This window comes from Burkholderia sp. JPY481 (assembly GCF_038900515.1).
Classification (GTDB): domain Bacteria; phylum Pseudomonadota; class Gammaproteobacteria; order Burkholderiales; family Burkholderiaceae; genus Paraburkholderia; species Paraburkholderia youngii.
The window spans coordinates 61,513-87,979 of sequence record NZ_JAYMRT010000014.1 but is presented as its reverse complement, the minus strand read 5'-3'; the positions used below and the strand labels follow the sequence as shown (position 1 = coordinate 87,979).

The 26,467-nt window shown below is 63.7% G+C and carries 26 protein-coding genes and 2 pseudogenes; 19 read left to right on the top strand and 9 right to left on the bottom strand.

From position 1 onward, the window contains the following. Positions 1–127 precede the first annotated feature (127 nt). Positions 128–1,090, top strand: a complete 963-nt coding sequence (locus VSR82_RS28110) for a universal stress protein (protein WP_368583636.1) — start codon at positions 128–130, stop codon at positions 1,088–1,090. Positions 1,091–1,115: 25 nt separating this feature from the next. Here VSR82_RS28110 and VSR82_RS28105 read toward each other — a convergent pair whose 3' ends face one another. After that, positions 1,116–2,078, bottom strand: coding sequence for a LysR family transcriptional regulator (locus VSR82_RS28105; RefSeq protein ID WP_498858254.1), 963 nt, complete (start codon positions 2,076–2,078; stop codon positions 1,116–1,118). A gap of 88 nt (positions 2,079–2,166) precedes the next feature. On the opposite strand from VSR82_RS28105, the gene ilvD reads away from it, so the two are divergent. The 9 genes from ilvD (at position 2,167) to VSR82_RS28060 (ending at position 12,796) form a co-directional block, all read left to right on the top strand. After that, entirely contained in the window at positions 2,167–3,882 is a 1,716-nt protein-coding gene (gene ilvD / locus VSR82_RS28100; RefSeq protein ID WP_429455511.1) for a dihydroxy-acid dehydratase, read from the top strand. 1 nt (position 3,883) lies between these two features. Continuing rightward, positions 3,884–5,266, top strand: a complete 1,383-nt coding sequence (locus VSR82_RS28095) for an MFS transporter (RefSeq protein WP_429455510.1) — start codon at positions 3,884–3,886, stop codon at positions 5,264–5,266. Next, positions 5,256–6,173, top strand: coding sequence for a TauD/TfdA dioxygenase family protein (locus VSR82_RS28090; RefSeq protein ID WP_429455509.1), 918 nt, complete (start codon positions 5,256–5,258; stop codon positions 6,171–6,173). The genes VSR82_RS28095 and VSR82_RS28090 overlap by 11 nt, the downstream gene beginning before the upstream one ends. After that, complete coding sequence (locus VSR82_RS28085; RefSeq protein WP_429455508.1) at positions 6,174–7,460, top strand: aconitase X; 1,287 nt, start codon at positions 6,174–6,176, stop codon at positions 7,458–7,460. Between the two features lie 2 nt (positions 7,461–7,462). After that, positions 7,463–7,948, top strand: coding sequence for an aconitase X swivel domain-containing protein (locus VSR82_RS28080; protein ID WP_429457683.1), 486 nt, complete (start codon positions 7,463–7,465; stop codon positions 7,946–7,948). A 20-nt stretch (positions 7,949–7,968) separates the two neighbouring features. Beyond that, positions 7,969–9,294, top strand: coding sequence for an FAD-dependent oxidoreductase (locus VSR82_RS28075; RefSeq protein ID WP_429455507.1), 1,326 nt, complete (start codon positions 7,969–7,971; stop codon positions 9,292–9,294). Positions 9,295–9,460: 166 nt separating this feature from the next. Beyond that, entirely contained in the window at positions 9,461–10,867 is a 1,407-nt protein-coding gene (locus tag VSR82_RS28070; protein WP_429455506.1) for an MFS transporter, read from the top strand. A gap of 108 nt (positions 10,868–10,975) precedes the next feature. Beyond that, positions 10,976–12,166, top strand: coding sequence for a porin (locus VSR82_RS28065; protein WP_368583628.1), 1,191 nt, complete (start codon positions 10,976–10,978; stop codon positions 12,164–12,166). Between the two features lie 75 nt (positions 12,167–12,241). Further along, positions 12,242–12,796 carry a hypothetical protein gene (locus VSR82_RS28060; RefSeq protein ID WP_410849255.1) on the top strand — a complete coding sequence of 185 codons (555 nt, stop codon included), beginning with the start codon at positions 12,242–12,244 and terminating at the stop codon, positions 12,794–12,796. Positions 12,797–12,881: 85 nt separating this feature from the next. Here VSR82_RS28060 and VSR82_RS28055 read toward each other — a convergent pair whose 3' ends face one another. Then, positions 12,882–13,259 carry a winged helix-turn-helix transcriptional regulator gene (locus tag VSR82_RS28055; RefSeq protein WP_429455505.1) on the bottom strand — a complete coding sequence of 126 codons (378 nt, stop codon included), beginning with the start codon at positions 13,257–13,259 and terminating at the stop codon, positions 12,882–12,884. A 165-nt stretch (positions 13,260–13,424) separates the two neighbouring features. Between VSR82_RS28055 and VSR82_RS28050 the strand changes: the two genes are divergently transcribed. Then, positions 13,425–14,309 carry an alpha/beta fold hydrolase gene (locus VSR82_RS28050; protein ID WP_429455504.1) on the top strand — a complete coding sequence of 295 codons (885 nt, stop codon included), beginning with the start codon at positions 13,425–13,427 and terminating at the stop codon, positions 14,307–14,309. A 127-nt stretch (positions 14,310–14,436) separates the two neighbouring features. On the opposite strand, the gene VSR82_RS28045 is transcribed toward VSR82_RS28050, so the two are convergent. After that, positions 14,437–15,498: a DMT family transporter gene (locus VSR82_RS28045; protein WP_429457681.1), complete on the bottom strand. Its 1,062-nt coding sequence runs from the start codon at positions 15,496–15,498 to the stop codon at positions 14,437–14,439. Positions 15,499–15,626: 128 nt separating this feature from the next. Here VSR82_RS28045 and VSR82_RS28040 point away from each other — a divergent pair, with 128 nt between their 5' ends. From VSR82_RS28040 to VSR82_RS28010, 7 genes and pseudogenes are all read left to right on the top strand, one after another. Beyond that, positions 15,627–16,607 carry a chromate resistance protein ChrB domain-containing protein gene (locus VSR82_RS28040; protein ID WP_429455503.1) on the top strand — a complete coding sequence of 327 codons (981 nt, stop codon included), beginning with the start codon at positions 15,627–15,629 and terminating at the stop codon, positions 16,605–16,607. Further along, entirely contained in the window at positions 16,604–17,785 is a 1,182-nt protein-coding gene (locus tag VSR82_RS28035; protein WP_429455502.1) for a chromate transporter, read from the top strand. Before VSR82_RS28040 ends, VSR82_RS28035 begins: the two co-directional genes overlap by 4 nt. Positions 17,786–17,954: 169 nt before the next feature. Further along, complete coding sequence (locus tag VSR82_RS28030) at positions 17,955–18,386, top strand: chromate resistance protein ChrB domain-containing protein (RefSeq protein WP_498858253.1); 432 nt, start codon at positions 17,955–17,957, stop codon at positions 18,384–18,386. Then, entirely contained in the window at positions 18,373–19,629 is a 1,257-nt protein-coding gene (locus tag VSR82_RS28025) for an MFS transporter (protein WP_429455500.1), read from the top strand. Before VSR82_RS28030 ends, VSR82_RS28025 begins: the two co-directional genes overlap by 14 nt. Positions 19,630–19,840: 211 nt before the next feature. After that, positions 19,841–20,671: a DUF1259 domain-containing protein gene (locus VSR82_RS28020; protein WP_429457679.1), complete on the top strand. Its 831-nt coding sequence runs from the start codon at positions 19,841–19,843 to the stop codon at positions 20,669–20,671. Between the two features lie 82 nt (positions 20,672–20,753). Next, a complete protein-coding gene (locus VSR82_RS28015) occupies positions 20,754–21,797 on the top strand; it encodes a hypothetical protein (protein WP_429455499.1) in 1,044 nt (347 codons plus the stop codon). 147 nt (positions 21,798–21,944) lie between these two features. Continuing rightward, positions 21,945–22,256, top strand: a pseudogene (locus VSR82_RS28010) (ATP-binding cassette domain-containing protein); the annotation flags it as partial. 28 nt (positions 22,257–22,284) lie between these two features. On the opposite strand, the gene VSR82_RS28005 reads toward VSR82_RS28010, so the two are convergent. The 3 genes from VSR82_RS28005 to VSR82_RS27995 form a co-directional block, all read right to left on the bottom strand. Further along, positions 22,285–22,923 (bottom strand): alkyl hydroperoxide reductase subunit F family protein, encoded by a 639-nt coding sequence (locus VSR82_RS28005; RefSeq protein WP_410849248.1) that lies wholly within the window; start codon positions 22,921–22,923, stop codon positions 22,285–22,287. A gap of 273 nt (positions 22,924–23,196) precedes the next feature. Beyond that, positions 23,197–23,568 (bottom strand): cupin domain-containing protein, encoded by a 372-nt coding sequence (locus tag VSR82_RS28000; protein ID WP_429455498.1) that lies wholly within the window; start codon positions 23,566–23,568, stop codon positions 23,197–23,199. Continuing rightward, complete coding sequence (locus VSR82_RS27995; protein WP_498858275.1) at positions 23,565–23,891, bottom strand: type 1 glutamine amidotransferase family protein; 327 nt, start codon at positions 23,889–23,891, stop codon at positions 23,565–23,567. The genes VSR82_RS28000 and VSR82_RS27995 overlap by 4 nt, the downstream gene beginning before the upstream one ends. Here VSR82_RS27995 and VSR82_RS27990 point away from each other — a divergent pair. Further along, positions 23,829–23,984 carry a GNAT family N-acetyltransferase gene (locus VSR82_RS27990; protein WP_498858273.1) on the top strand — a complete coding sequence of 52 codons (156 nt, stop codon included), beginning with the start codon at positions 23,829–23,831 and terminating at the stop codon, positions 23,982–23,984. The genes VSR82_RS27995 and VSR82_RS27990 overlap by 63 nt on opposite strands. 1 nt (position 23,985) lies before the next feature. Here the strand turns inward: VSR82_RS27990 and VSR82_RS27985 are convergent, their stop codons facing one another. The 3 genes and pseudogenes from VSR82_RS27985 to VSR82_RS27975 form a co-directional block, all read right to left on the bottom strand. After that, complete coding sequence (locus VSR82_RS27985) at positions 23,986–24,639, bottom strand: cysteine hydrolase family protein (protein ID WP_368583615.1); 654 nt, start codon at positions 24,637–24,639, stop codon at positions 23,986–23,988. 281 nt (positions 24,640–24,920) lie between these two features. Next, positions 24,921–25,346, bottom strand: a pseudogene (locus VSR82_RS27980) (alpha/beta fold hydrolase); the annotation flags it as partial. 246 nt (positions 25,347–25,592) lie between these two features. After that, positions 25,593–26,426, bottom strand: a complete 834-nt coding sequence (locus tag VSR82_RS27975; protein WP_429455495.1) for an oxidoreductase — start codon at positions 26,424–26,426, stop codon at positions 25,593–25,595. Positions 26,427–26,467: the final 41 nt, after the last annotated feature.

The window sequence follows — 26,467 nt, the reverse complement described above, 5'->3', positions numbered from 1 at the left end:
GCCTGGAATCGACGCCGCGCCTAATCGACCATCGACCCGCAGCCGTTGATCCTGATCAACCAACCACGAGTCTTCGGCAGTAGGATGGTGATCGGAACGCTGCAAACCTGCGAGTACGGAGCCAACCATGAATTCTCTCCATTCACGCGACGCCATCTCGACGCTGCCGCGCAGAGTGTTGATCGCAGTCGATTCATCGGAAGCCTCTCGACAGGCGCTCGACTACGCGCGAAACCTCCTTCCCGCCGGATGCGACGTCCGCCTCGTGAGCGTGGCCGAGAATCCCCATACGCTTTTTCCGACGGGCCGGCGCGTCGGCCACATGCTGGATCTGGCGCGCGACGAATTGCTCCGCGATGCGGTCGAGGCGCTCGAACGAGCGACACGATCGCTAGCCGCGTGTGATGCACGTATCGACTCAGAAGTCATCGACCTCGCGAAACGGGGTAACGACGTCGTGGATGCCCTGATCGATGCGGCCGACACATGGAGAGCCGACCTGATGGTGGTGGGCGCGCGTCAACATCAAGGCTTGCAGCGTTGGGCCGAGGGTACGGTGTCCGAACGGCTGACGAGACGTCTGCGCTGTCCGATGCTGGTCGTTCCGCAGAGCTACAGCACGACGCATAGCGAGCTGCCCGAACGCATCCTGTTCGCGGTCGATGGAAGTTCTCAGTCGATGTCCGCGTTGCAGTACGGCATACGGTTCGCTACGTCCGGCACCGAATTGCGAGCGGTTTATGTGATCGATCGCGCGGTGCGACTCTCCGATTGGATCCCCATCGATTCGCTCGAGGACTCGTTCGTCGGCGAAGGCAACGAGGCAATAGCCGCTGCGGAGCCGATTCTGGCGCGCGTGTCGGCGCGGGTCTCGACGGCGCTCGTCAGGACGAACCGAACCGACGATGACGTTGCGCATGCGATCGTGCGCGAGGCGGGCGGCTGGGAGGCGCAACTGATCGTGATGGGTACGCATGGCAGGCGCGGCATCACACGCTGGATACTTGGCAGCGTCGCTGGGCGGGTCCTGCAAATCACGCAAACGCCAATTCTGCTGATCCACGCGAGCGACGCCACTGCCGCATCGTGAGCGCGTAGCGCCGTAACGGCGTGCGCTACAGCGCCGCGTTCAAGCGCGTCCGTTTCGTATTCGGCAACGGCTCGTGCTGCATCGGCCCCTTGATCAGCTCGCTCATCGCATCGCGGATCCAGCGGTTGGCCGGCTCGTGATGAAAGCGCGGATGCCAGTGCAGATAAAAGTCGTACTTGGGCGCGGGGAAGGGTAGCGGCAGCAGCTTGACGTTCACGAACTCCGCGAAGCGCCGCCCGACCGCCTGAGGCACCGCTGCAATCATGTCCGAGCCGGCGACGACGAACGGCACGCCGATAAAACGCGGCACGCTGAAGCGCACGTTGATGCGAATCCCGAGGCGTTCGTGCGTACGAGCGAGCACGTCCTGCTCGCGGCCTTCGGGATGCACCATCACGTGCGCGGCCGCGCGGTACTGATCGAGCGACAACGTGTCGCCGATTTCCGGATGATCTTCGCGCGCGATACACACATACGAATGCCGGTACAGCGCTTTGCGCTTCAGCGACTCGCTGTTCAAACCCGGAAAGTAGCCGATCGCGAGATCGACGTCGCCGCTCGCCAGACCTTCTTCCAACTCCGGCATGCTGAGCGCGACCGTCTTGATGCTCACGTGCGGCGCGGTCTTGTCGAGAAAGTTCTGCAGGCGCGGCAGGAACACCATTTCGCCGATGTCCGACATACACAGCACGAAGCTGCGCGACGACTCGGCCGGACGGAATTTGGGCATCGGCAGGATTTCGGTCTGCACGAGATCCAGCAGCCGCGCAACCGGATCGCCGAGCGCCTGCGCGCGCGGCGTCGGCTCCATACCCCGGCCCGTGCGCACGAACAGCGGGTCCTCGAACAGCTCACGCAGCTTCGATAGCGCATAGCTCATTGCCGGCTGGCTGAGCCCGATGCTCACGCCCGCCTGCGTCACATGCCGCTTTTTCAGCAGCGCATCGAACACTTTCAACAGATTCAGGTCGACCTGACGAATATCCATGGTTTGGATGATGCCTATCGATGTCACATAATTGACGGATTTTATCGTGCTTCCTAACATCGTTTCCACAACAAAGGAGTGAGACGCCATGTCCGATGGACGCAAGCCGCAACGCCCGTTGCGCAGCAATTTCCCGCGCGGTTCCTATCTCGGCGCGGTGCGCGCCGCCCAATGGCGCAATCTTGGCATCAGCGAGGAAGACCTCGACAAGCCCAAGATCGCCATCGTCAATTCCTCGTCCGAACTCGCTACCTGTTTTAGCCACCTCGACGGCATCGCCGCGCAACTAAAGCAGGCGATCCGCGCGGCGGGCGCGCTGCCGTTCGAAATCCGCACCGCGGCGCCGAGCGACTTCATCACCGGCGCGGGCGCGCGCGGCGCGTACATGCTGGCCGGGCGCGACCTCGTCACGAACGACATCGAAGTGGCCGTCGAAGGCGCGCAGCTCGACGGCATGGTGTGCCTCGCGTCGTGCGACAAGACCGTGCCGGGCCAGTTGATGGCCGCCGCGCGGCTGAACATCCCGAGCATCGTCGTCGCGTGCGGCTATCAGCCGAGCGGCGAATTCCGCGGCGAGCATGTCGACATCGAGGACGTGTTCGTCGGCGCGATGCATACGCTGACCGGCAAGCTGCCCGTCGAAGACCTGATCGGCATGAGCCAGAACGCGGTTCGCGGGCCGGGCGTGTGCTCCGGTCTCGGCACCGCGAACTCGATGCATATGGTCAGCGAGGCGCTCGGCATGTCGTTGCCCGGCAGCACGCCGGTCGCCGCCAATAGCGACAGGATGTTCGCGTTCGTCCGCGAAGCCGGCGCGCGTATCGTCGAGATGGTGCGCGACGACCTGAAGCCGCGCGACATCCTCACGCGCGGCGCGTTCGCGAATGCGGTGAAGACGGTGCTCGCGGTCGGCGGCTCGATCAACACGGTCAAGCACTTGCAGGCGGTCGCGGCCGAAGGCCAGCTCGATGTCGACGTGTACGCGCTGTTCGAGGAATTCGCCGCGCAGATTCCGGTGCTGACCGGCGTGCGTCCGGTCGGCTCGCACACGATCGAGCAACTGGAGGCGGCGGGCGGCGGGCGCGGCGTGATGAAGCGGCTCGAAGCGTGGCTCGACACCGGCGCGCTGACGGTGACCGGCCGCACGGTGAAGGACAACCTGGCCGATGTCCGGATCGCCGACGACGACGTTATCCGCCCGCTGGAGCGCGCGTTCGCGAACCATCCCGCCATCGTGCTGGTGCGCGGCAACCTGGCGCCGCAAGCCGGCATCGTGAAATTCGGCATCTCGCCGACCAAGCAGCGCCACTTCACGGGCGAGGCGATCTGCTTCTCCACCTCCGACGATGCGATCGCGGCGATCAAGGATGGCCGCGTGCAACCGGGCAAGGTCGTCGTGATGCGCGGCGCGGGCGTGTGCGGCGGCCCGGCGATGGGCGGCGGTGCGTCGCGCGTGGTGTTCGCGATCGACGGCGCGGGCCTGTCCGAGCAGGTCGCGATGCTGACCGACGGGCATCTGTCCGGCCTCGTCTGCAAGGGGCTGGTGGTCGCGGAAGTGTCGCCGGAGGCGGCGACCGGCGGACCGCTCGCGTTCGTCGAGGACGGCGACACGATCGAGATCGACCTCGAGCGGCGCGTCTGCGATCTGAAGGTGGGCGAAGCCGAGCTGGCGCGGCGCCGCGCCGCGTGGCAGCGTCCCGCGCCGGTCAACGACACCGGCTGGCTGAAGATCTATCGCGCGACGGTCGGCACGATGCCGCAAGGCGCGGTGCTCGGCGCGGACCGCCCGGCGCGGGAGCGTTGAGATGGGCGACCAGACCGTAATCGACATCGGCACGGTGATCGAGCGTCAGCAGACGAACCGCTTCGGCATGCTGCTGATTGTCGCGATGGGCGTGATGATGATGACCGAGGGCTACGACCTTGCTGCGATGGCCTTCGCGGCCCCGGCGCTGAGCCGCGCGTGGCATCTCGAGCACGGCGTGCTCGGCCCGGTGTTCGGCGCATTCGTGTTCGGCACGATGATCGGCGCGTTCGTGCTCGGCTATCTCGGCGACGTGCTCGGCCGCAAGCGCATGATCGTGATCGGCAGCGTCGTGCTTGCGGGGTTCACGCTCGCGGCGTCGCGCGCCACCGCGCTCGACCAGCTGCTCGTGCTGCGTTTCCTCGCGGGCATCGGCATCGGCGGCGTGGTGCCGAACGCGATCGCGTACACGACGGAGTTCGCGCCGAAGCGCTGGCGCGCGACGTGGGTCACGCTGATGTACACCGGCTACACGATCGGCAGCAGCGTCGGCGGCCTCGTGTCCGCTTGGCTCGTGCCCAAGTTCGGCTGGCAGGTGGTGTTCGTGATCGGCGGCATCGCGCCGCTCGTGTCGAGCGCGATGTTGTGGTTCGCGGTGCCCGAGTCGATCCGCTTTCTGACGCTCAAGGGGCGTCACGCCGAAGTGGCGCGAATCGTCGCGCGGATCGCGCCGGGTTTCCACGTCGCGCCGGGGGCGCGCTTCGTGACCGGCGGCGCTTCGGGCGGTGACGCACATGGCGACGGCCGCGACGGCTCGCTGCGGCTGCTGTTCGCGGGACGGCTGCGCGCGCTGACGCCGGTGCTGTGGGCCGTGTACATCGCGAACTCGATGGCGCTGTTTTTCCTCAGCAGCTGGCTGCCGGTGCTGATCGAAAGCGTCGGCCTTGCACCGCGCGAGGCGGCGCTCGTATCGACGATGTTCCAGCTTGGCGGCACGCTCGGCGGCCTCGCGCTGATGCGCTTCGTCGACACACGTGGCGCCATCATCATCACTGCGCTGCCGCTCGTCGGCACGCCCCTCGTCGCGCTGCTCGGCACCGGGCTGCCGGGTCCGATGCTGGTCGCGGCGGTGTTCCTGACCGGCTTCACGGTGGTCGGCACCCAGTTCGGCCTGAACGCGGTCGCGGCGCTCGTTTATCCGACCGCGCTGCGCGCGAAAGGCACGGGCGCGGCGGTCGGCATCCAGAAGATCGGCGCGATCGCCGGGCCGGTGATCGGCGGGATGCTGATGTCCGCGCATCTGCCGGTCGAGCAACTGTTCTTCCTCGGCGCGGTGCCGGTCGCGTTCGTCGCGGTGCTCGCGTTCGCTCTCGGCCGTCTGCATCGTCGCCGCGACGATGCCGCGCCGGACAACTCTCAAACAGGAGCAGCCCATGTCGCTTGAAGTCGTGCCCATTGACGCCGCGCATCCGGATTTCGTTGGCCTCGCCAGCGGCATCGATCTGACGGCGCCGGTTTCCGAACAGCTCGCGTGCGCGATCGACGCCGCGATGAACCGCTACGCGGTGCTGGTGTTCCGCGCTCAGCCGCTCACGCAGGACCAGCAGCTCGCGTTCGCGCGCTCGCTCGGGCCGCTCGATCTCGGTTTCAAGCGCGTCGCGCGTCCGCATGCGCGGCTCGCGTACCAGGAGCTCGCGGATATTTCGAACGTCGACGAGTCCGGACAGATCGCGGACCGCGCGCACCGGCGCATCGTCGGCAATCTGGCGAACCAGTTGTGGCATAGCGACAGCTCGTTTCAGCAGCCGGCCGCGCGCTATTCGATGCTGCACGCGGTGGTCGTGCCGGAGTCGGGCGGCGAGACCGAATACGCGGACATGCGCGCCGCGTGGGATGCGCTCGAGCCGCGCGAGCAGCGCGAACTCGAAGGGCTCGAAGCGGAGCACTACGCGCTGCACTCGCGCTTCCTGCTCGGCGACACCGACTACAGCGAAGAGCAGCGCAACGCGCTGCCGCCGGTGCGCTGGCCGCTCGTGCGCGAGCACGCCGGTTCGGGACGCCGGCATCTGTTCATCGGCGCGCACGCGACGCATATCGCCGATCGCACGCTTGCCGAAGGACGCGTGCTGCTGATGGACCTGCTCGAACACGCGACCGCGCGCCGCTTCGTGTATTCGCATCGCTGGCAGCCCGGCGACCTCGTGATCTGGGACAACCGCTGCACGCTGCACCGGGGCCGCCGTCACGATCTGTCGGTGCGCCGCGAGCTGCGGCGCGCGACGACGGTGGACATCGACCGGCACGCGGCGCCGCAAGCGGAGCAACTCGAACCTGCCCACGGAGTGAGCTAAATGCAGCTGAACGACGACGAACGGGCGATGCTCGACGGCCGCGACGGCGCGGCCGTGCAGCGCGCGATGGATCTGCTGGTGCGCTACGGCGAGGCGCTCGGCGCGCCGAGGCTGGTGGACACGAACAACGTGTGCGGCACGGTCGGCGCGACGATGCCGTTCCTGCGCGATTACGCGGCGAAGCACGGCGGTCTCGACGCGGTGTTTTCCGAATTCAACCTCGATAGTCCGGAGGTGGTCGAGGTGCCGAAGGCCAGGGTGTTCAGCAGCCATCTGCAGCAGGGGCTCGACCCGCAGCATGCGCAGCGTCAGGGCATCGACAGCGAGGTCGTGAAGCTGTACCGCCAGGGCGAGGCGTTCACGGGGCGGCTCGGCATCCAGCCGCTGAACACCTGTGCGCCGTACCTGACCGGCAACGTGCCGGTGCGCGGCGAGCATTGCGCGTGGATGGAATCGTCGGCCGTCATTTACATCAACGCGGTGCTCGGCGCGCGCACCAACGCGGAAGGGCGCGAGAGCACCGGCGCCGCGATGCTGACCGGCAAGATTCCGTACTGGGGTCTGCACCTCGACGAAAACCGCGGCGGCACGCATCTGATCGAGCTCGACATCGACGTGAAAACGGTGCAGGACTGGGGGCTGCTCGGCTACTACGTCGGCGAGCTCGTGCAGGACCGCATTCCGGTGATCGACGGGCTGCGCGACGTGCCGAACCTGCCGAAGCTCAAGCACTTCGGCGCGGCCGCGGCGTCCTCGGGCGGTGTCGAGATGTATCACATCGTCGGCCAGACACCGGAGGCGCGCACGCGCGTCGAAGCGTTCCGCGGCCGCAAGCCGCTCGAGACGATTCGCTACGGCGCGGCCGAGCGGCGCCTCGCGTACGAGCGCGTGAACACCACCGCGAAAGACGCGCAGGTCGACTTCGTGATGCTCGGTTGTCCGCACTATTCGATCGAGCAGATCTGGGAGGTCTGCCAGCTACTCGAAGGCCGCCGCATCGGCGCGAATACCGAACTGTGGATCTTCACCGCGCGCGCGACCCGTCAGCTCGCGGACCAGGCCGGCTATACGAAGCTGATCGAGGACGCGGGCGGCGTGCTGATGACCGACACCTGCTCGGCGATCGGCCGCGTGATGCCGAAGGGCACGCGCGTCGTCGCGCTCGACTCGGCGAAGCAGGCGCACTACCTGCCCGCGATCATGGGCGTGCAGGCCTGGTTCGGCACCACGGCCGATTGCATCGAGGCCGCGGTGAGCGGCCGCTGGACTGGAGGGCTGGCTGCATGAGCATGAACAACGAGAAGCCGGCCGCGCCTGAGCTGGCCATACCTGAGCCGGCCGCACCTAAGCCGGCCGCACCGATCGTGCTGCGCGGCCGCAAGGTGGTCGGCGGCTATGTCGAGGGCGAGGCGCTCGTCACGCGCGACCGCATCTCCGGCTGGGGCGGCATCGACCCGCGCACCGGCACGATCATCGAGACCCGTCACGAACTGCGCGGCCAGAGCTTCGCGAACAAGGTGCTGGTGTTTCCCGGCGCGAAGGGCTCGTCGGGCTGGTCGAGCCAGTTCCATATCGCGCGGATCGCCGGCACCGCGCCGGCCGCGATGCTGTTCAACGAGATGACCACGAAGATCGCGCTCGGCGCGGTGGTGAGCCATGCGCCGTCGCTGACCGACTTCGACATCGATCCGCTCGACGTGATCGAAACCGGCGACTGGGTGCGCGTCGATGCCGAGCGTGGCGTCGTCGAAGTGCTCAAACGCAGCCGCGCCTGATCTCGCCGCGCGCAACCGCGATGGTTTTTCAAGGAGGAAATGTTTTGAAGACTGGTACTCGTATCGTCCGCCGCGGCGGCCAACCGACGGGCTGGAAACTCGACGCTGACGTGTGCATCGTCGGCGCGGGCATCGCAGGCACCTCGGCTGCGCTCGAAGCGGCCGCGCTTGGCCGCAAGGTCGTGCTGGTGGACAGCCTGCCCGCGCTCGGCGGCCAGGCGGTCAACTCGATCATCGGCACGTTCTGCGGGCTGTTCTCGAATGGGCCGCAGCGCTTCCAGGTGACGCACGGCATCGCGGACGGCATCCTGCGCGATCTCGGCGAGAAGGGCGCGCTGCACTACAAGGAAGGGCCGCTGACGACCGTCGTGCTGTACGACGAAGTCGCGCTCGCGCGCTGGATCGAGCAGAAGATCCTCGACGCCGGCATCACGGTCGTGCTCGGCGCGGTGTTGCGCGACGTCGTGCGCGAAGGGCGGCGGGTGCGCGAGCTCGAAGTCGCGACGCGCTACGGCGACGTGCGCATCGCGGCGAACGGCTTCGTCGATGCGAGCGGCGACGCGGCGCTCACGTGGCTGGCCGGCTTCGACTGCCAGGAGCCGGAAACGCCGATTCGCGGCACGCAGATGATCGTGCTCGAGAACCTCGACGAAACCGATCTGCCGACGCCGCCCGCGTTTCGCGAGCGCGTCGAGGAAAAGGCGCACGCGTACGGGCTGGAGCGCAAGGACGGGCTCGTGTTCTATTTCCGTGGCCGCAATATCGGCATCGCGAACATGACGCACATCGAGACGCCGCTCGAACCGATGGCGGCGTCGCATACGGCGCTAGTCGGCCGCGACCAGGCGGACCGCGCGTTCGAGTTTCTGCGCGGCGAGTATCCGCATATCTATCGCAACGCGCACATCCGCAGCTACGGTCTGCCGGGCATCCGGCAGACGCGCTGGATCGTCGGCGCGCAGCAGTTGAGTTCCGAAGACGTGATCGCCGCCCGGCAGTTTCCCGACGCGGTCGCGCGCACGTCGTGGCCGATCGAATTGCACGATCGCGCCGAAGGCTATGAATGGAAGCCGTTCGGCGACGACCATCTGCATACCGTGCCGTTCGGCAGCCTCGTCGTGAAGGACGCGGACAACCTGATCGCCGCCGGGCGCTGCATCGACGCGGATGCGACCGCGCTGTCGAGCGTGCGGGTGATGGGTCCGTGCATCGCGATGGGCGCGGCGGCCGCGCACGCGTTCGATCTCGCCGACGGCGGCAGTGTCCACGACATCGATCGCGGCAGGCTGCGCGAGCGGCTCGCGGACAACGTCGATCGCATCGATCCGCCGCATCTGAAGAACTGACGCACGACCCGCCGGCGGCGCGGCAATACCAAAGAGGTGCAGCGCGAGCTCCGCTAGGAGGCTCGTGACGAGCACCCACTGCCGCGCCGGCTAGAGACGATATGACGGAACCGCGCGACGCGCCGGGAGTTGCCCGGCCGCCGACGCGGCACCTCTGGAGGAGACGATGATTCAAACCCTGCCCGATGCGCGCACGGTGGACGTGTCGCGCCTGATCGACGAACAGAGGATCGGCCGCTTCGCGATCCTGCTGATCGCGTCCACATGGCTCGTGATGCTGACCGACGGCTACGAGCTCAGTGCGCTGGCGTTCGCCGCGCCTTCGCTGATTCGAGCGTGGCACATCGAGCGCAGCGTGCTCGGTCCGGTGTTCGGCGCCAACATCTTCGGCATCATGGTCGGCTCGATCCTGTTCGGCTATATCGGCGACCGGATCGGGCGCAAGCGCGCGATCCTGCTCGGCGCGTGCTGGTACGGGCTCATCACGCTCGCGACCGCATGGGCCGCGAGTGTCGACCAGCTGCTGTGGCTGCGCTTCGCGGCGGGCATCGGCATCGGCGGCGCGGTGCCGAACGCGTTCGTGCTGGTGTCGGAATTCGCGCCGAAGCGGCTGCGCGCGACCTGGGTCACGCTGATGTTCACCGGCTACACGCTCGGCGCGGGCTTCGGCGGCGGCGTCGCCGTGTGGCTCGTGCCGCACTATGGCTGGCCCGCGGTATTCGTGGTCGGCGGGCTCGCGCCGCTCGTGGTGGCGGCCGGGCTGTCGTTCGTGATGCCGGAGTCGCTGCGCTATCAGGTGCTCAAAGGCTGGCCCCGCGACGGCATCGCGGCGACCGCCGCGCGCGTGCGGCCAGAACTCGCGTTGCCGCCCGGCGCGCAGTTCGTCGTCACCGACGAGCGCCGCGTCGCCAGGTTCTCGCCACGCATGCTGTTCGCCGGCCGCCTGCGCTATGTGACGACCGCGCTGTGGCTCGCGTACATCGCGAATTCGATGGCGCTGTTCTTCCTGCAGAACTGGCTGCCCGTGCTGATCGAGGCGACCGGCGTCGCCGCGCATCGCGCCGCGCTGATGACCACGCTGTTCTCGGTCGGCGGCACGCTCGGCGGCCTCGTGCTGATGCGCTTCATCGATCGCCACGGCGTGCGGCTCGTCACCTGTTTGCCGCTGGTTGGCTTTCCGCTCGTCGCGGCGCTCGGCATGGACCTGAATACGGCTTTGCTGACCGCAGCCGTGTTCGGCGTCGGCTTCTGCGTGGCCGGCACCCAGGCGGGTCTCAATGCGGTCGCATCGATCGTCTATCCGACCAGCTTCCGCTCGAAAGGCACCGGCACCGCGATCGGCGTCGCGAAGATCGGCTCGATCTCGGGCCCGATGATCGGCGGGATGCTGCTCGCCGGACATCTGCCGGTGCGCGAGCTATTTCAGGTCGCGGCGCTGCCGGTCGTCACCGTCGCGGCGCTGATGTTCGTGCTCGGTCGCATGTACCGGCCCGGCGATGCGCACGACGACGGCCTCGCCGAGCACGATCTGGCGGGCGGCGCCGAGCCGCCGCTGTCCGCGGCAGAGCGGTAGGACTCGCAGCGGCGGCAGGGCCGGCTGTGCGCGGCGCACCGTCGCGCACTCGGCTCGCTGGCGCCTTTCATCCGCATCACCCGATTAAATCGAAACCGGAGAAGCACAATGAAAACAGCAGTCTGCACTGCTGCGGTGGTTTGCGCCTTCGCGGCGCCGCTCACGGCCGACGCGCAAAGCTCGGTCACGCTGTACGGCATCATCGATACGGGCATTGCCTGGACGAATACGGTCGCGTCGTCGATCAAGGCGCAAGGGGCCTCGCGCTGGTCGATGGCGACCGGCTGGGGCAGCGGCGACCGCTTCGGCTTCCTCGGACGCGAGGACCTCGGCGGCGGTCTGTCCGCCGTGTTCCAGCTCGAAGCCGGCTTCAGCGGACTGAACGGCACGTCGTCGCAGGGCGGCCGGCTGTTCGGGCGGCAGGCGTACGTCGGGTTGGCGAGCACGCAGTACGGCAAGCTGACGCTCGGCCGCCAGTACGACTACACGTTCGACTACGTCGCGCCGCTGATGTCCTGGCTGATGTTCGGCAGCATCTACGGCGCGCACATCGGCGACGTCGACGACAGCTTCCAGACGTTTCGCCTGAACAACAGCGTCAAGTACGAGGTGAGTCCGCTTACGGGTCTGAAGCTCGGCGCGCTCTACGCGTTCAGCAACCAGGCGGGCGGCGACGCCGGCCAGGGCTTCGCCAACAACCGCGCGTACGGCTTCGGGGTCGACTACCTGCGCGGGCCGCTGCACGTGGTTGCGAGCTACCTGCAACTGAACAATCCGTCGGCGGGGCTCGCGTCGGGGAACAATCCGACCGGCGCGATCGGCGACGAGTACAGCGGCTCGACCAGCATCTTCTATAACGCGGGCTTCGTCGAGCGTCAGCGGATCTCGGCGCTCGGCGCCGGCTATACGTTCGGCGCTGCAAACGTGAACTTCATCTTCACCAACACGCTGCTCGACTATCGCGGCGGCCACAGCCTGCGTGTCAACAACTACGAGATCAACGGGCGCTACTACTTCACGCCGGCGCTGATGGCGGGGCTCGGCTACATCTTCACCGATGGCGGTGGCTATACCGGCACCGGCGCGACGTCGTTCGCAACCGGCGACCGGCCGAAATGGCACCAGGTGGACGCGGGCATCAGTTACCTGCTGTCGAAGCGCACCGATCTGCATATGTCGATGGTCTATCAGCGTCTGGCCGGCGATGCGAGCACCGTCGCAATCAACTTCTTCGGACCGGCTGGGGCGGGGCGCAATAGTCAGATCGCGGTGCTGGCGGGGTTGCGGCATCGGTTTTGAGCGAGGCGGCGGCGGTGGAGGCTCGCGCCTCCCCGCAATGGAACCAGCGACCTAGAATGATTGGTAGGAGGGGCCATGAAACGTGGTCAGGTCGTTGGGCTCATTTGCGGTGCGGTGCTGGCCGGATGCGTGTCGGCCGGTGTCGATGTGAGCCCGGAACAGATGTCGAACTTCAAGCCGGGCGTGACTACGCTGCAAGAAGTCGTGGCCGCGCTCGGTCCCGCTTCGGTAGAGAGTGCGCTGGACGACGGCTCGACGTTACTCGTCTACACCTACGTGACCTCGCGGCCTCACCCGGAAAGCTTTCTTCCGTTCATCGGGTCGCTGGTTGGCGGCTCCGACACACATAGCTCCGCAGCCGTGTTCATGTTCGGCCCGCAGGGCATTCTCAAGAGCGCGAGTACCACGACCTCGACCGTCGGCACGGGCCTTAGCAGCGTTTCGAGCGATCTGCAGCGCAAGGCGCCGGCGGCAAGTGCCAGTCCGCCCGTCGTGGTCGAACGCGTGCAGCCGCCTGCCGTGCAGAGTATCGGGTCGTTTCCGGAAGAAAACGTGCAGTCGGCGCCTGACGATGGCGTCGAAACGTCGCCGGAAGATAGCGTTCAGCCGGACTCGCGGGGGCAGCGGTAAACCGTGCTGTTCGGCACGCGTGGACACCGCCGTCCCGCTCATTGCGAGTGACCGATGTCGAGTCTGGCCGAATGATCTGACAAGCCTATCGCTTCCCCAATGCATGTTGGTCATAATCTCTTTGCGCCTGCTCGATCACATGCAGGTGCTTGATCGACCAGTCATACACTGCGCCAAACGGGACCTGGAGCGTCCGCCCGAGGTCCGTGATCGAATACTCGACCGCCACGGGCGAAGTGTTGAGCACCTCCCGAGCGATCAGGCCATTGCGTTCGAGACGCCTCAACGCCTGGGTGAGTGCCTTGTGAGTGATCCCTTCCAGCCGACGCTTGATCTCATTGAAACGCGTTGGCTTCTGCGTCAGTAGCGTAAGAATCATCACCGACCATTTGTTCGCCACCTGATCGAAAAAGGATCGCGCCGCGCAGTCCGCAAAGAACACCTGGTCCACCTCGCAAGTCATGCCGGTATCCTCCTGTATATCTGCGCACCCGAAGGTGCGTAATTGACTATAGATATCCGCTGTATAACATGGCGCCAAGGTAATCGCTTCGTGCGTGGCGCTCATTAAAATCACACAGCCGCCCGCGTTCGTTCATGTTTTTTTATGCGTAGGTTAGGACGACACATGGAAATCAAACTGCGCGAACTTTCGCGTCGTGACATGCTGAAGGTCGCCGGTGCGGCAGCGATTGCGGCCACTCTCGGCAACCATGAAGCCTTTGCTGCAACGAAACCACTGGCCACATTGTTCGCGACCGAGGCAGGCACGGGCAGGAGCGTCATGTTCATCCACGGCTGGACCTGCGATTCCCACGACTGGAGCTGGCAACTGCCGTTCTTCGAAAGCAGGTTCCGTGTCGTCGCTGTCGATCTGCGCGGGCATGGCAGGTCGGAACTGATGCCGTCCGGGAGTTATGCGCCCGCCGACTACGTCGCGGACATCGAGGCGCTTATCGAAACACAGCATCCCGGACAGAAATTCATTCTCGTCGGACATTCGATGGGCGGCCAGATCGCCGCCCGACTCGCCGCAAAGCGCGCCGATCTGGTCAGCGCGGTCGTGTCCGTCGATGGCGCGCTCGGCTTTTCCGGCGCTGCTGCCGAGCTCTTTGCGAAAACCACGCATGACCTGAATGCGAGCGATCCCGGCATCGTTGTTCGAGCGTTGTTTGAGCATGTTTACGACCGCAACACCGACCCGGCATTCAAACGTTGGCACGCGAGGCGCGTGCAGGGCATGCCGGCGCATGTCGTGCGCGAATCCTTCGGTCCGCTGTTCTTCGGCAGCGATCAGGTCGGCATCGGAGAAGCGAGCGCAACGTTCTGCAGAAGCCTTACCGTTCCCATCTATCACTTGTGTCGCGACCCCGAGCAGGCGCATCGCATGCGCCCCTGGCTCTCGCATCCAAAGTCGAAAGTGGAGGTATGGACCGATACGGGTCATTGGATCATGCAGGACCGAAGTGGCGACGCTAACGCCGCGATTAGCGCATGGATAGACGCGTTATAGCCGGCGGCCTTCGCAACTCGACCCCGGAAAACCTCGTGCCTGAACTCGACGTTCTGCTCGATGAAATCGCAGACTTCACGCCAGACGCATTCTCGACTTTGGACCAGTTCGATCCTCGTGCGCACAACTAGTGCTGATGCCGATGATGAATATCGGGGAAATGCGCGTGCGAATGGGTGATAGGCAGATGCACGTGAGGGTGCGTGTGCGGCTCGTCACCGGCATAAGGAAAATCATGCTCGTGCTGATGATGCTCGTCATGGCGATGCCGGTGCGTGTGTTCGAGAAACTCATGACGGTGCTCATGCTCATGCCGTTCGCGCACATGTAGCCAGATACCGAGCGCCATCAGGACCGCGGCGCTCCAGAAAGACGGGTTGGGCAGGGCGGGCCAGATGATCAGCGAAAGGATCACACCGAACAGCGGCGCAACGGAAAAGTACGCACCTGTACGCGCGGTACCAAGATGGCGAAGCGCAACAACGAACAGCACGAGGCTGATGCCGTAACCGCCGAGCCCGGTCAGCATCGCTGCGGTCATGGTTCCTGCTGACGGCAGCGCAGCGCCAGCCGCGATCGCGATGCCGAGATTCACGGGACCGGCCACCAACCCTTTGAGACACGCGATCACCATCGCATCGTTCGCCGAGACCTTGCGCGTCAGGTTGTTGTCGATTGCCCAGCACAGACACGCGCCGACGATCAGTAACGCACCTACCGGCACGCCTGTCTGTCCCGGATGCCACGACAGAAGCACGCCGCCCGCAACGATCGCCACCATCCCGAGAAAAACCTGAAGGTCGACGTTTTCCCGGAAGACCACCCAGGCAATCACTGCGGTCAACACGCCTTCGAGGTTGAGCAATAACGAGCTGGTTGCCGCTGGAGTGGTGGACAGGCCCAGCATCAGCAGTGCGGGCCCGGCGACGCCGCCCATCGCTATCGCCCCGATCAGCCAGGGCAGCTCGCCTTTGGTGATGCGATGGTGCGAGCCGGACTGACGCCCGCGCGATCGGAAGGCGCGCCACGCGATGCCGACGCCAAGCCCCAGGCCGCTACCGAGATAAAACAAGCCTGCGAGCATGAATGGGCTGACCGAGCCGAGCAGCGCCTTGGCCAGCGGTGTCGCGGCGCCGAACAGCGCCGCAGCGGCCAACGCGGTGAATATCGCGCCATATCCTGATCTCACAACTTCAACCTCATGTTCGCGGCAGAAGGGACAGTTTACCGACCATTGCTGGGGTGACGGATGCAATTCGTCGTACGCAGCAAAAAGTTAACTTGTAGGGAGCGTTACTGCAATGTAACGTAATCTACATGACTACACTTTCAACCTGGTCGCTACTGGTGCTGACTCTCCCGACAGAGAACGCTACCGCGCGGATGCGTTACTGGCGTGCGCTGAAGGCCCGTGGCTGCGCTGTGCTTCGGGACGGCATTTATCTGCTGCCTCACACGGAAGAGCGCGAGCAGGTGCTGCGCGAACTCGCAGGAGCCATCGCTGATAGTGGCGGCACCGCGCACCTGCTACGCGCGGCGAGCCTCGACGCCGCGCAGGAAGCGGAATTCCGGGCACTTTTCGATCGCAGTGACGACCATGCTGAGTTCATGCGCACGCTGAAGGACGCACGCAAGACAGTTTCCGGCCATTCAGCGGCGGACCTTACGAAGCTGCTTCGGCGTCTGCGAAAGGATTACGAAAGCATCGTCGCGATCGATTTCTTTCCGGGCGACTCCGCAACTCGCGCCGAGGCGGCGTGGCAGGACTTCATCGGTTTGGTCGATACCGTGCTTTCGCCGGGTGAACCCCATTCCGCCGAGCGGCCCATCCGAAGCCTGTCAGTAAGCGACTACAAGGGGCGCACGTGGGCCACGCGGCAACACATGTGGGTCGACCGCGTAGCAAGCGCCTGGTTGATCCGGCGCTTCATCGATCGCGATGCGCACTTCATCTGGCTCACATCGCCCAGTGCCTGCCCACCCAATGTGCTTGGTTTCGACTTCGACGGCGCCGCGTTCACCCACGTCGGCGAACGCGTGACGTTCGAAGTGCTGGTCGTCAGCTTCGGTCTCGACAAGGATCCCGCGCTGCTGCGGCTCGGCGAGATGGTTCACGCGCTCGACGTGGGTGGCGCCCCCGTGCCCGAAGCCACTGGGTTCGAAGCCGTGATGGCAGGGGCGAGGGAACGCGCGCCGAATGATGACCAGTTGCTTGATGAAATGGGCCGCGTGCTGGATTCGCTTTACACGCACTTTGCGTCGGCCGCGAAAGGCAGGGACGCTGGAGGACGATCGTGAACACCGCGACGGTGACGGCTCCAGGTTACACGCTCAGCCAACTGGTCCTGTACATGCTGCAGCTTGGCACGTTCGGATTCGGCGGACCTGTGGCGCTCGTCGGCTACATGCACCGCGACCTCGTTGAACGGCGCGGCTGGATCAGCGAGTCGGACTACCGTGAGGGACTGGCGCTCGCGCAGATGATGCCGGGACCACTCGCGGCACAGCTCGGCATCTATATGGGCCACGTGCACTATCACATCCTCGGCGCAACGCTCGCCGGTATCGCCTTCGTGCTGCCGTCGTTCCTGATGGTGGTTGGCCTAGGCTGGGCCTACGCTCATTTTGGCGGTCTCTCATGGATGCAGGCTGCCTTCTACGGGGTCGGTGCCGCAGTCGTGGGGATCATCGCGATGAGCGCGTACAAGCTCACCACGAAGACCATCGGCAGCAACAGGCTCCTGTGGGCGATCTACCTGACGCTCGCGGCGGTGACCGTCATCACCGAATCGGAGATCGTGTGGCTGTTCATTGCGGGCGGCCTCATCAACTGGTTCATCGTTGCCCCACCGAAATGGTTGAGCAGGGGCGGACTGAACGCAGCCGCAGCCGCCCAGCTGCCGGCTGCGAGCGGCATGCTCAGTGGTCTTGACTGGCCGCTGCTCGGCCAGATCGGACTGTTCTTTATGAAGGCGGGCGCTTTCGTGTTCGGCTCCGGACTGGCAATCGTCCCGTTCCTTTACGGCGGGGTGGTCACCGAGCATCACTGGCTCAACGACAAGCAGTTTGTCGATGCTGTGGCCGTCGCGATGATTACGCCGGGACCGGTCGTGATCACGGTTGGTTTCATCGGCTATCTGGTCGCAGGACTCGCGGGCGCTTGCGTGGCGGCTCTCGGCACCTTCCTGCCTTGTTATCTCTTCACGGTGCTGCCGGCACCGTACTTCAAGAAGTACGGCAAGCTGCCCGCCGTCAAGGCGTTCGTCGACGGTATCACTGCCGCTGCTGTTGGCGCCATTACCGGCTCGGTGATCGTGATTGCACGGCGCTCAATCGTCGACGTGCCGACTGTTCTGCTCGCGCTCGCAACCGTGCTCTTGCTGTGGCGTTTCAAGAAGCTGCAGGAGCCAATCATCGTCATCGCCGCGGCCCTAATCGGTCTTGCTGTGTACCCGCTCATCCATGCGCACGGCTAATGGAAGCGGACGCGATGTTGATTCCCAAAGGACGATATTTGATCGCCAGTCCGTTGCTTGCCTGCATGCTTGCGCCCGCCGGCTGCAAGCAGCGGCCTGGCGAAAGAACCGAGGAAGACGACGACTGATCAAGCGTTTTGCACAGCTGTGTTCAAGGAGGAGCAGCGTTATGAAATGGATTACGCGCGAACGACCCAAAGTCGACCGTATCGCCTGCCCGTGGCTGATTGCCCGTTTCATCGACAAGGAACCGGAGTTCCTCTACGTGCCTCGCGACGAGGTCATGCGCCTCGCTCAGCAAACAGGGGCGATTCCCTTCGATGTGCCGGACGTCGAACTCGGTCATCACGGCGAACTCTGCAGTTTCGATGCCTTCCTGCAGAAATATCAACTGGACGAACCCGCGCTGATCAGGCTCGCGCGCATCGTGCGAGGCGCCGACACCAGCCGGCTCGATCTGGCTCCTGAGGCGACCGGGCTCTATGCCATCTCTATTGGCCTGTCACGCAATTTCACAGACGATCATGAGCAGTTGCGACAAGGCATGATCGTCCACGACGCGCTGTATGCCTGGTGCAAGAGCAGCAATGAACACACGTGAGGAAGGTCACACTGTTTCGCTGGCAGCGCGGATGTCAAGACGGGTGTTGCCAGCAGGAGCCGACCGCGCGGCGCAACTGCTGCTGGTAAGCCGTGGACTGCGGGGCCTCTGTGACGGTTTCATCGCGGTGCTGTTACCCGCATATCTGCTTGCGCTTGGGTTCGCCAAGGTCGACGTCGGGCTGATCAGCACCGCGACGCTGGTCGGTTCCGCAGTGGCCACGATCGCGGTCGGTGTGCTTGCCAATCGCTTTGCGGCACGCCGGATGTTTATTTTCGCCGCTCTACTGATGGTCGCGACTGGCCTTGGCTTTGCGGGGCTATCGTCGTTGCTGCCTCTGCTCATCGTCGCCTTTGTCGGTACGCTCAACCCGAGCTCTGGCGACGTCAGCCTTTTTCTCCCCCTCGAACAATCCCAGCTTGCCGGGATGGCGACGGGCGATGCACGAACGGCGCTATTCGCCCGCTACAGCCTGGTCGGTGCCGTTTCAGCCGCAGTCGGTTCGCTCGCAGCGGGCGTGCCCGCGTGGCTGGTAGCACATGCACACATGGCGGAACTCACGGCCATGCGCACGATGTTCATCGTGTATGCGGCGACGGGCGGTGCGATCTGGTTGCTCTATCGTCGCTTGCCGCCTGCTGGCGCACACACTTCTGGCCTGAGCGCACCGCTCGGCAAGTCACGGCGCATCGTGACACGTCTGGCGTTGCTGTTCAGTGTCGATGCCTTTGCCGGCGGTCTGGTCGTCAATTCACTGATGTCGCTGTGGCTCATGCAACGCTTCGGCCTGTCCGCGGGCGCGGCGGGCCAGTTCTTTTTCTGGGCAGGGCTGCTTACCGCTCTCTCCCAGCTTGCTGCACCGCGACTCGCCAGCAAGATCGGGCTGCTCAATACGATGGTGTTCACGCACATCCCAGCAAGCCTGTGCCTCATCGCCGCGGCCTTTACTGCTTCGTTGCCAGTGACTTTGGCGCTGCTGCTCGCGCGCAGCGCGTTGTCCCAGATGGATGTTCCCACGCGCACCGCCTACGTGATGGCCGTCGTTACGCCGGCCGAGCGGTCCGCCGCGGCAAGCTTCACTTCGGTACCACGGAGCCTCGCTGCATCGCTCGCACCGTCTCTGGCGGGCGGCCTGATTGGCATCGGGTGGCTTGGCGCGCCGCTTGTCGCCTGCGGCGCGCTCAAGATCGCGTATGACCTTTCGCTACTTTTCGTCTTCCGTCACGTCAAACCGGATCGCTGAACGAAACGGCCCGGACTAGTTCCACCACGCAGGCGGGAGGAAACCAGACAGAGCGCAGTTCCCGAAGAGCAAAAAAATGCTGCGTACTGGATGCACCCAGTTCAAGGAGGAATTTCTGATGTCATCGTTAAGACGCCTCTCGCATGCATTGATGATCGCCACCAGTGTCTGTGCGTTTACCAGCTCAGCCAATGCAAGGCAGCCTGCGTCAATGGACACGGCTCGCATTGAACAGATCACCGGCCTGAAGGGCACACTTTCCAAACAGGAGGGCGTGTTCAAGATCACGAAACCGCGCAACGATGTAAAGGTCCAGTTAGACGGCTGGACAATGCCACCGTTCATGGGACTCACGTCCTATGCAGCATTCAAGCCGGCACACGGTTCGCAGGTCATGATGATGGGCGACACCGTATTGTTCGAAGATGAAGTCGGTCCAGCCATGAGTGCAGCGCTCGACGCCGGCCTGGAAGTGACGGCGCTTCACAATCATTTCTTCTTTGACCAGCCCAAGGTGTACTTCATGCATATCGGCGGCACGGGCGATGCTGGAAAGCTCGCGGAGGGCGTCAAGGAGGTCTACGACAGAATCGCTGAAGTCCGGGCCGCCCACACCGACCCAGAAAATGCCTTTGCTGGCCACATTGCGGAGCAGAGCAACATCACCCCTGCACCGCTGGAAGCGGTGTTCGGCGCGAAGGGCCAGACGAACAACGGCATGTTCAAGGTGGTCGTCGGCAGGACAGCCACCATGCATGGCGTCACCGTTGGCAACGAGATGGGCGTCAACACGTGGGCCGCCTTCGCCGGCACAGACGACGAAGCGGTTGTCGATGGCGATTTCGCGATGCGTGAAAGCGAGCTGCAGGCGGTACTCAAGAGCATGCGCGCATCGGGGATCAATATCGTGGCCATCCATCAGCATATGACGGGCGAGTCGCCCCGCATCATGTTCCTGCATTACTGGGGCAAGGGTAAGGCCGCCGACCTGGCCAGGGGTGTCAAGGCGGCTCTGGATGCGCAGGCCGCAATCACGCGCTAACGCTGCGCGGCCATATTCTGCGCGATGCCACCGCAGCCGCCATTCGCGCGCAGCGGTGGCCGTCGTGCCGCAGGAGGGTTTGATGAAAATCTTTCAACCTTGGCGTTTGCGCCCGGCGGTGCTCCTGTACCTCGTCCTACTCGGACTGTGTACAGCCTTGGGTGTGCTGGTGCATATGATTCCGCCCGCTGCCGGGCAGGAGGTCAACAATCTCCCACTGACACACGTCGCTGATATCCCGCTGCCGGGTCGCGCCACGCGGCTTGACTACGAAAGCTACGATCCCGAGCGCCATCTGCTGTTCATCGCGCACCTCGGCGACGCAGAGGTGATTGTCGTTGATGTGAATGCTTCGCGCGTGGTCGCACGGATTCCTGATGTTTCATCGGTGCATGGCGTGCTCGCCATTCCCGGGATGTCGCGCGTGTATGCCTCGGCGACGGGAACGGACGAGATTGTGGCCATCGATGAAGCAACACTCAAGATCGTCGCGCGCATGCCGGGCGGACATTACCCGGACGGGATGGCTTATGCGCCGGATGTGCATAAGCTTTACGCGTCAGACGAGACCGGGAGCACGGAGACAGTCGTTGACGTCCGGACCAACCAGCGCGTCACGACCATTCCGCTTGGTGGAGAGGTTGGCAACACGCAATACGATGCGCAATCGCATCACATCTTTGTCAACGTGCAGACGCGCAATGAACTGGTTGAAATTGACCCGACAGTCGACAGGATCGTCGCCCGGTTTGCCCTCCCGGGGGCCGATCACAACCATGGACTGTTGATCGATTCGATAGACCGGCTTGCTTTTGTCGCCTGTCAGGGCAATGACAAACTGCTCGTCTTCGATATGGAAGCACGGCGCGTCGTCCAGTCATTCCCCGTCGGCAAGGACCCCGACGTGCTCGCGTTCGATCCCGGCCTGGGGAGGGTCTATGTCGCTGGCGAAGATGGCGTTGTCTCGATCTTCAATGTCAAAGGCCCTAACGTTGCCAAAATCGCTGAGGGTCGGGTCGGTCCAAACGCGCATGTAGTCGCAATCGACCCTGCCACCCATCACTCGTATTTCCCGCTGAAGAACGTAGACGGACACCCGGTGCTGCGCGTAATGGCATCCGGGTGATGCGGTGATGTCCTCTACAGCAGGGGAAGTCAGGCGTGGCTGAGTTGGGGCAGCTAAGGGCCGTTGCATCGACAGTGGGGCGGCGCCAAATAGGTGTTTGCCCGCATTCTTACCGGAAACGCTTGAAGCGAGACCAGCCGGGCTTTGTCCCTGTGTCCGCACATGAGCGTTCTCGAGAACGTGACGCTCGCGCCGATTCGCGTTCTGAAACAGAGGAAAGACGAAGCAGACGAACGCGCGATGACGCTGCTCAAGCGTGTTGGCCTCGCTCACAAGGCGAAGGAATATCCGGATCGCTTGTCGGGTGGTCAGCAGCAACGCTTGGCGATCGTGCGCGCGTTGGCGATGGACCCGATGGTGCTGTTGTTCGATGAAATTACTTCGGCACTGGACCCCGAGCTGGTCTCCGAGGTACTCAATATCGTGCGCGATCTGGCGAGCGAAGGCATGACGATGCTGGTGTCGTTCGCGGGTTGCAGGGGCGGCGTTACGACTTGCTCGCCGCACGCAGTGCCGCTCGCATGCTCATTTCTATGTCGAGAAGTCGTGCGCCGAGCTCCACGAAGCTGCTGCGCCCCTCGCCGAAAACTTCGCCGTTCATGTAGATCGTCGGCACGACGCTGATATCACGCGCGGACAGCTCACTCTGAAAAATTCCGCCGTCGATCGTAACGTTGTGAATCCGTGGATTGATCACCGCCATCATGTTCAGCGCTTGCACGACGTCCACACAGCTGCCGCACGATAACGAAATATAGGTTTCGAAATAGTAGTCACGTTCCAGTGTTCGAATCCGTTCGATGGTCGTATGGTCTGCGACGACCGGATGCCCGCCAACGTGGAGGATTGCAAGGACAAGGGACGAAAATTCAGGCCCTGTTGGGGTGGCGGCAAACTGAATGCAGGCATCTGCTCCCACCTGCCTGATTGAAAAGGAGGGCTTGCGCTCGTCGCCGTGCTGCTCCTCGACGACCGTGACCAGGTCGGTCAACGACGCAATTTCGTTCAGCATCGCCAGCATTAAGTGCGATGTTTGACTACCGCCCGGCGACACGATCAATTCGACGGGTCTGCGAAGGTTTCGCAGATACGTCTGCAGTTGTGACCTCAGATCGATGTTCAGCATTTGAATTTCGATTCCGTAGCAACCTGCACAGGGTGATGTGAGGAGCCTAACGCCACAACAACACGCGGGTACCCACAACCGGCAGCGCCGGTTGGTGGGTAGGGAGTGCCTCGCAATGCTCCCCCAACATCGGGACGATTTGGTGCGCTATCGCACACATTCAAAGCGGTCGCGAATTACCTCCAATGCTTGTCACCGTGCCTGCTTCAGCGGCAACTTCGGCCAGCGTCGAGGGTGACAATGCCACCGAAGCGTCCGCAGCGCAACTGATCTTCAAAGCTCGATGACGTATGACTGGCCGGGTTCCAGTGCACAAATTGTCAGAAAGCGAAGTGGGCGTTCCGGGTCGCAGTTGCGAAAAAGCGTATGCGGCACGTCCGTCCTGTCCTGCAAAGACGCGCCGGCCGAGTATCGTCGGGGAGCGTCGCTGCCGTATGCAGACTCGGCTACGCCTTCCAGTATGTAGACGATTCCACCAACCGGATGCGCGTGCAGCGGGGCCACGCCACCGGGTGGGTAAGTCACCTCGGTCAGAACGAGTTCCTGACCACTTCCCGGCATCGGCATACGTTCGAGCACGCGTCGCGTGACACCCTGAAACCCGCTTGCTCCGGTATCGGCAGCGGGATCGACAGGTTCAGTCATGGCAAAACTCCTCCCAGCGCAGGCACGATGACCCGATCGAACCCGTCGGCTGCGCTCGGCGCCTCGACCGACATCCGCATTTCGAGCGCCGTGCGCACCTGACGCTTCATTTCCACCACACGAAGGTCGACGGGCCGTGAGTGCGGGTCCTGCTGCGCCGCCAGATCGTTTGCGGTGTTGATGGCATTCAGTACCGCAGTGAGGCCGGTATCGAACACGTCGTCGAGGGCGCGGACGCCCAGCTTCATGGCGTAAACGCTATCAAAGTTGACATTTACCGCAATGGTACAGCGGGAACGGCGCATGTTCGCAATGACAATCATGCCGCGATCGGCTTGTATGAACGCCTGGGGTTCAAATTGAGGCGGCCCTTTCACCTGATCAGCATCGAGCGTGTTCCTGCGCCGGTCTGCTGATCTATCGTTGAGTCATTGCGTCAACCACGTCCCGGGTCTTGACGACGGCGTGCGCAAGAAACGCAAAGTTGGTCAACGCAGCCTTATAACCGTCGCCCCAAACCGGATGCCGCGGTCCCGCTGTGGCATCGGCGACGACGGATACTTCGAAGCCCTGTTCGAGCAGGTCGCGCAGGTGAGCCTCGACACACATATTGGCGAGCATGCCGCCCAGTACGACCTTCTGTACGTTGCGCTTGCGAAGCTGCAGCGTCAGGTCGTTCGTTTGCGGACCAAAAACCTTGTGCGGGCTCACGACGATGGTTTCCCCATCGTCGATGAACGGCTTGAACTCCTCCAGCCAGTCAGCGCCCGATTTCTCGAATCCGCTCAGATTCAGTGCGCCTGTGCGAGCAAAAGTGCCGGTTGCAAACTCGTCCGTCTCCAGCGGGCCATTGAATTTCCACGTGCGATCGGTCGGATAGAAGTAATGCGGCGAGATGAAAACGCTGAATTTCGCCGCTTTTGCCGCCTTGAATATCTGCAGCATGTTTTCGACGGTCCGGTTTTCCGTCACGCTGGCTCCAACAGCGCCCCAGTTCTTCCCCAAAGGGCTGAGCACATCGATTTGGGGATCGATAAACACAACGGCGGTGTCCGTGGGATCGTATTTCATGATTCGAGCTCCAGAGGGTGAAGACTGCGCGTGCCGATTTGCGAAGAACAGCTTCTATCTACATCACTCGAGCGAGTGAGACGAAGTGTAGGCAAAGTCGCGCGTCGCACACAAAGGAAACTTTCCACGCGTTGTGCAGGTTTGCACGTTTATCGCCGATCACGCACGACTATGCGACAGCTTGCGCGAAAGAAATTCGTCGATATACGCGGCGATTTCCGCGCCGTGCGTTTCGAGCGCAAAGTGTCCGGCATCCAGCAAATGGACTTCCGCCGATGGAATATCGCGTCCACATAGGCATTGCCATTCTGGCTGATGATCGCCGTCACACGTTCGGGATGTGCAACAGCGAGCCGGTAACCGGTCGGCGCACCGTCGTCGAATGCGTAGATCGCGTAGCGACTGAGTTGCAGCATCTCGGTGAAAGCGTCGATGACCTTGGCGAGATTGTCGAACGTGTAGTCGAATTCGCCGCGCGGCGGCGCCTTGGTCTGACCGAAGCCAGGAAGATCCGGTGCGACGAGCCGGTAGCGGTCGGCCAGCAGCGGCATCAGATCGCGGAACATATGGCTCGACGTGGGAAAACCATGCAGCAGCAGGATGACGGGCGCGTCTGCCGGACCGGCTTCCCGGTAGAACACTTCGACATCACCGACCTGTCGAGTCTTGTACTGGACGGGATGGGCGGGCAGATTGCGAACGTTCATGGTGCTGCCTCCGTGTGTCGACGATGCCGTCATCAGGCGGCCTGGTTTGCTAACGTTGAAAACCCATTGCAGTTGGGCTAGCGGATGAAGGCTCCCACTGTCGATATCTACTCCAGCAGCATGTTGTCAGATGTTCCGCCGCCGTGGCCGGCGCGGGCATCGTCATGCGGTCTGCGTTTGCAAGAGCGGAACGCTTCGGCTGCCTGACAGTGAGGCCGCCCGACAGCGTCAACAAGACTTCGGTCATTAGCCATCCGTTGAAACGGTGGTGGCCTCCCACGCGCCGATTTCCGCGTTCAACGCCGACAGCTTGTCTCGAACGAGCCCGAGTGCGTCGCTACCGAGCAAAAGATGCGCGGGCGGATGTTCCGCTGCGATGGCGGCCAGCATTGCCCGCGCCGCTTTCCCAGGATTTCCCAATTGCTTACCGCTTTTTTCCTCGCGGGCCTGGCGGATGGGATTGAAGATCTCGTCGTAATCCGGAATCGAGCGGGGCGTCCGAGTCATCGAGCGACCCGCCCAGTCAGTGCGAAACGAGCCCGGCGCCACCGCCGTCACGGCAATACCGAACGGCTTGACCTCTTTGCCGAGCGCCTCGGAGATGCCTTCCAACGCAAACTTGCTGCCGCAGTAATAAGTGATTCCGGGCATCGTGATGTAGCCGCCCATCGATGTGATATTCACAATGTGACCGCGGCGGCGCGCACGCATGAATGGCAGGACGGCCTTCATCATGGCGACCGCACCGAAAACGTTGACATCGAACTGTCGGCGCATCTCCGACAGAGGCGATTCCTCCATGATGCCCTCGTGACCGTAGCCGGCATTGTTGACCAGCACGTCGATGGGTCCGACGCTGGCCTCGATTTCCGCCACGACGCCGTCGATCGCGTCGAAGTCGGTCACGTCGAGCACGCGTGCGCAAGCGGCGTTCGTGGCCAGGGACTCGAATTCGCGCTTTGCCTGGGCACTTCTCACCGTACCGACGACCTTGTGACCCATCGCCAGCGCTTCCTGTGCGAGCGCGCGGCCAAAGCCGCTGCTGACGCCGGTGATGAGCAGAGTTTTGCTGGATGCCATTGAAGCTTCTCCCGAATGTCGATTGGAGAGTGCATACTAAT

Coding starts and splice junctions, on each gene's coding strand:
- VSR82_RS28030 (WP_498858253.1), top strand. CDS start 17,955: ATGAAATGGATTACGCGCGAACGACCCAAAGTCGACCGTATCGCCTGC.
- VSR82_RS28020 (WP_429457679.1), top strand. CDS start 19,841: ATGGACACGGCTCGCATTGAACAGATCACCGGCCTGAAGGGCACACTT.
- VSR82_RS28025 (WP_429455500.1), top strand. CDS start 18,373: ATGAACACACGTGAGGAAGGTCACACTGTTTCGCTGGCAGCGCGGATG.
- VSR82_RS28090 (WP_429455509.1), top strand. CDS start 5,256: ATGTCGCTTGAAGTCGTGCCCATTGACGCCGCGCATCCGGATTTCGTT.
- VSR82_RS27985 (WP_368583615.1), bottom strand. CDS start 24,639: ATGAAATACGATCCCACGGACACCGCCGTTGTGTTTATCGATCCCCAA.
- VSR82_RS27995 (WP_498858275.1), bottom strand. CDS start 23,891: ATGATTGTCATTGCGAACATGCGCCGTTCCCGCTGTACCATTGCGGTA.
- ilvD (WP_429455511.1), top strand. CDS start 2,167: ATGTCCGATGGACGCAAGCCGCAACGCCCGTTGCGCAGCAATTTCCCG.
- VSR82_RS28075 (WP_429455507.1), top strand. CDS start 7,969: ATGGTTTTTCAAGGAGGAAATGTTTTGAAGACTGGTACTCGTATCGTC.
- VSR82_RS28000 (WP_429455498.1), bottom strand. CDS start 23,568: ATGACTGAACCTGTCGATCCCGCTGCCGATACCGGAGCAAGCGGGTTT.
- VSR82_RS28060 (WP_410849255.1), top strand. CDS start 12,242: ATGAAACGTGGTCAGGTCGTTGGGCTCATTTGCGGTGCGGTGCTGGCC.
- VSR82_RS28040 (WP_429455503.1), top strand. CDS start 15,627: ATGACTACACTTTCAACCTGGTCGCTACTGGTGCTGACTCTCCCGACA.
- VSR82_RS28005 (WP_410849248.1), bottom strand. CDS start 22,923: ATGCTGAACATCGATCTGAGGTCACAACTGCAGACGTATCTGCGAAAC.
- VSR82_RS28105 (WP_498858254.1), bottom strand. CDS start 2,078: ATGGATATTCGTCAGGTCGACCTGAATCTGTTGAAAGTGTTCGATGCG.
- VSR82_RS28055 (WP_429455505.1), bottom strand. CDS start 13,259: ATGACTTGCGAGGTGGACCAGGTGTTCTTTGCGGACTGCGCGGCGCGA.
- VSR82_RS28085 (WP_429455508.1), top strand. CDS start 6,174: ATGCAGCTGAACGACGACGAACGGGCGATGCTCGACGGCCGCGACGGC.
- VSR82_RS28015 (WP_429455499.1), top strand. CDS start 20,754: ATGAAAATCTTTCAACCTTGGCGTTTGCGCCCGGCGGTGCTCCTGTAC.
- VSR82_RS28080 (WP_429457683.1), top strand. CDS start 7,463: ATGAACAACGAGAAGCCGGCCGCGCCTGAGCTGGCCATACCTGAGCCG.
- VSR82_RS27975 (WP_429455495.1), bottom strand. CDS start 26,426: ATGGCATCCAGCAAAACTCTGCTCATCACCGGCGTCAGCAGCGGCTTT.
- VSR82_RS28065 (WP_368583628.1), top strand. CDS start 10,976: ATGAAAACAGCAGTCTGCACTGCTGCGGTGGTTTGCGCCTTCGCGGCG.
- VSR82_RS28070 (WP_429455506.1), top strand. CDS start 9,461: ATGATTCAAACCCTGCCCGATGCGCGCACGGTGGACGTGTCGCGCCTG.
- VSR82_RS28050 (WP_429455504.1), top strand. CDS start 13,425: ATGGAAATCAAACTGCGCGAACTTTCGCGTCGTGACATGCTGAAGGTC.
- VSR82_RS28095 (WP_429455510.1), top strand. CDS start 3,884: ATGGGCGACCAGACCGTAATCGACATCGGCACGGTGATCGAGCGTCAG.
- VSR82_RS28110 (WP_368583636.1), top strand. CDS start 128: ATGAATTCTCTCCATTCACGCGACGCCATCTCGACGCTGCCGCGCAGA.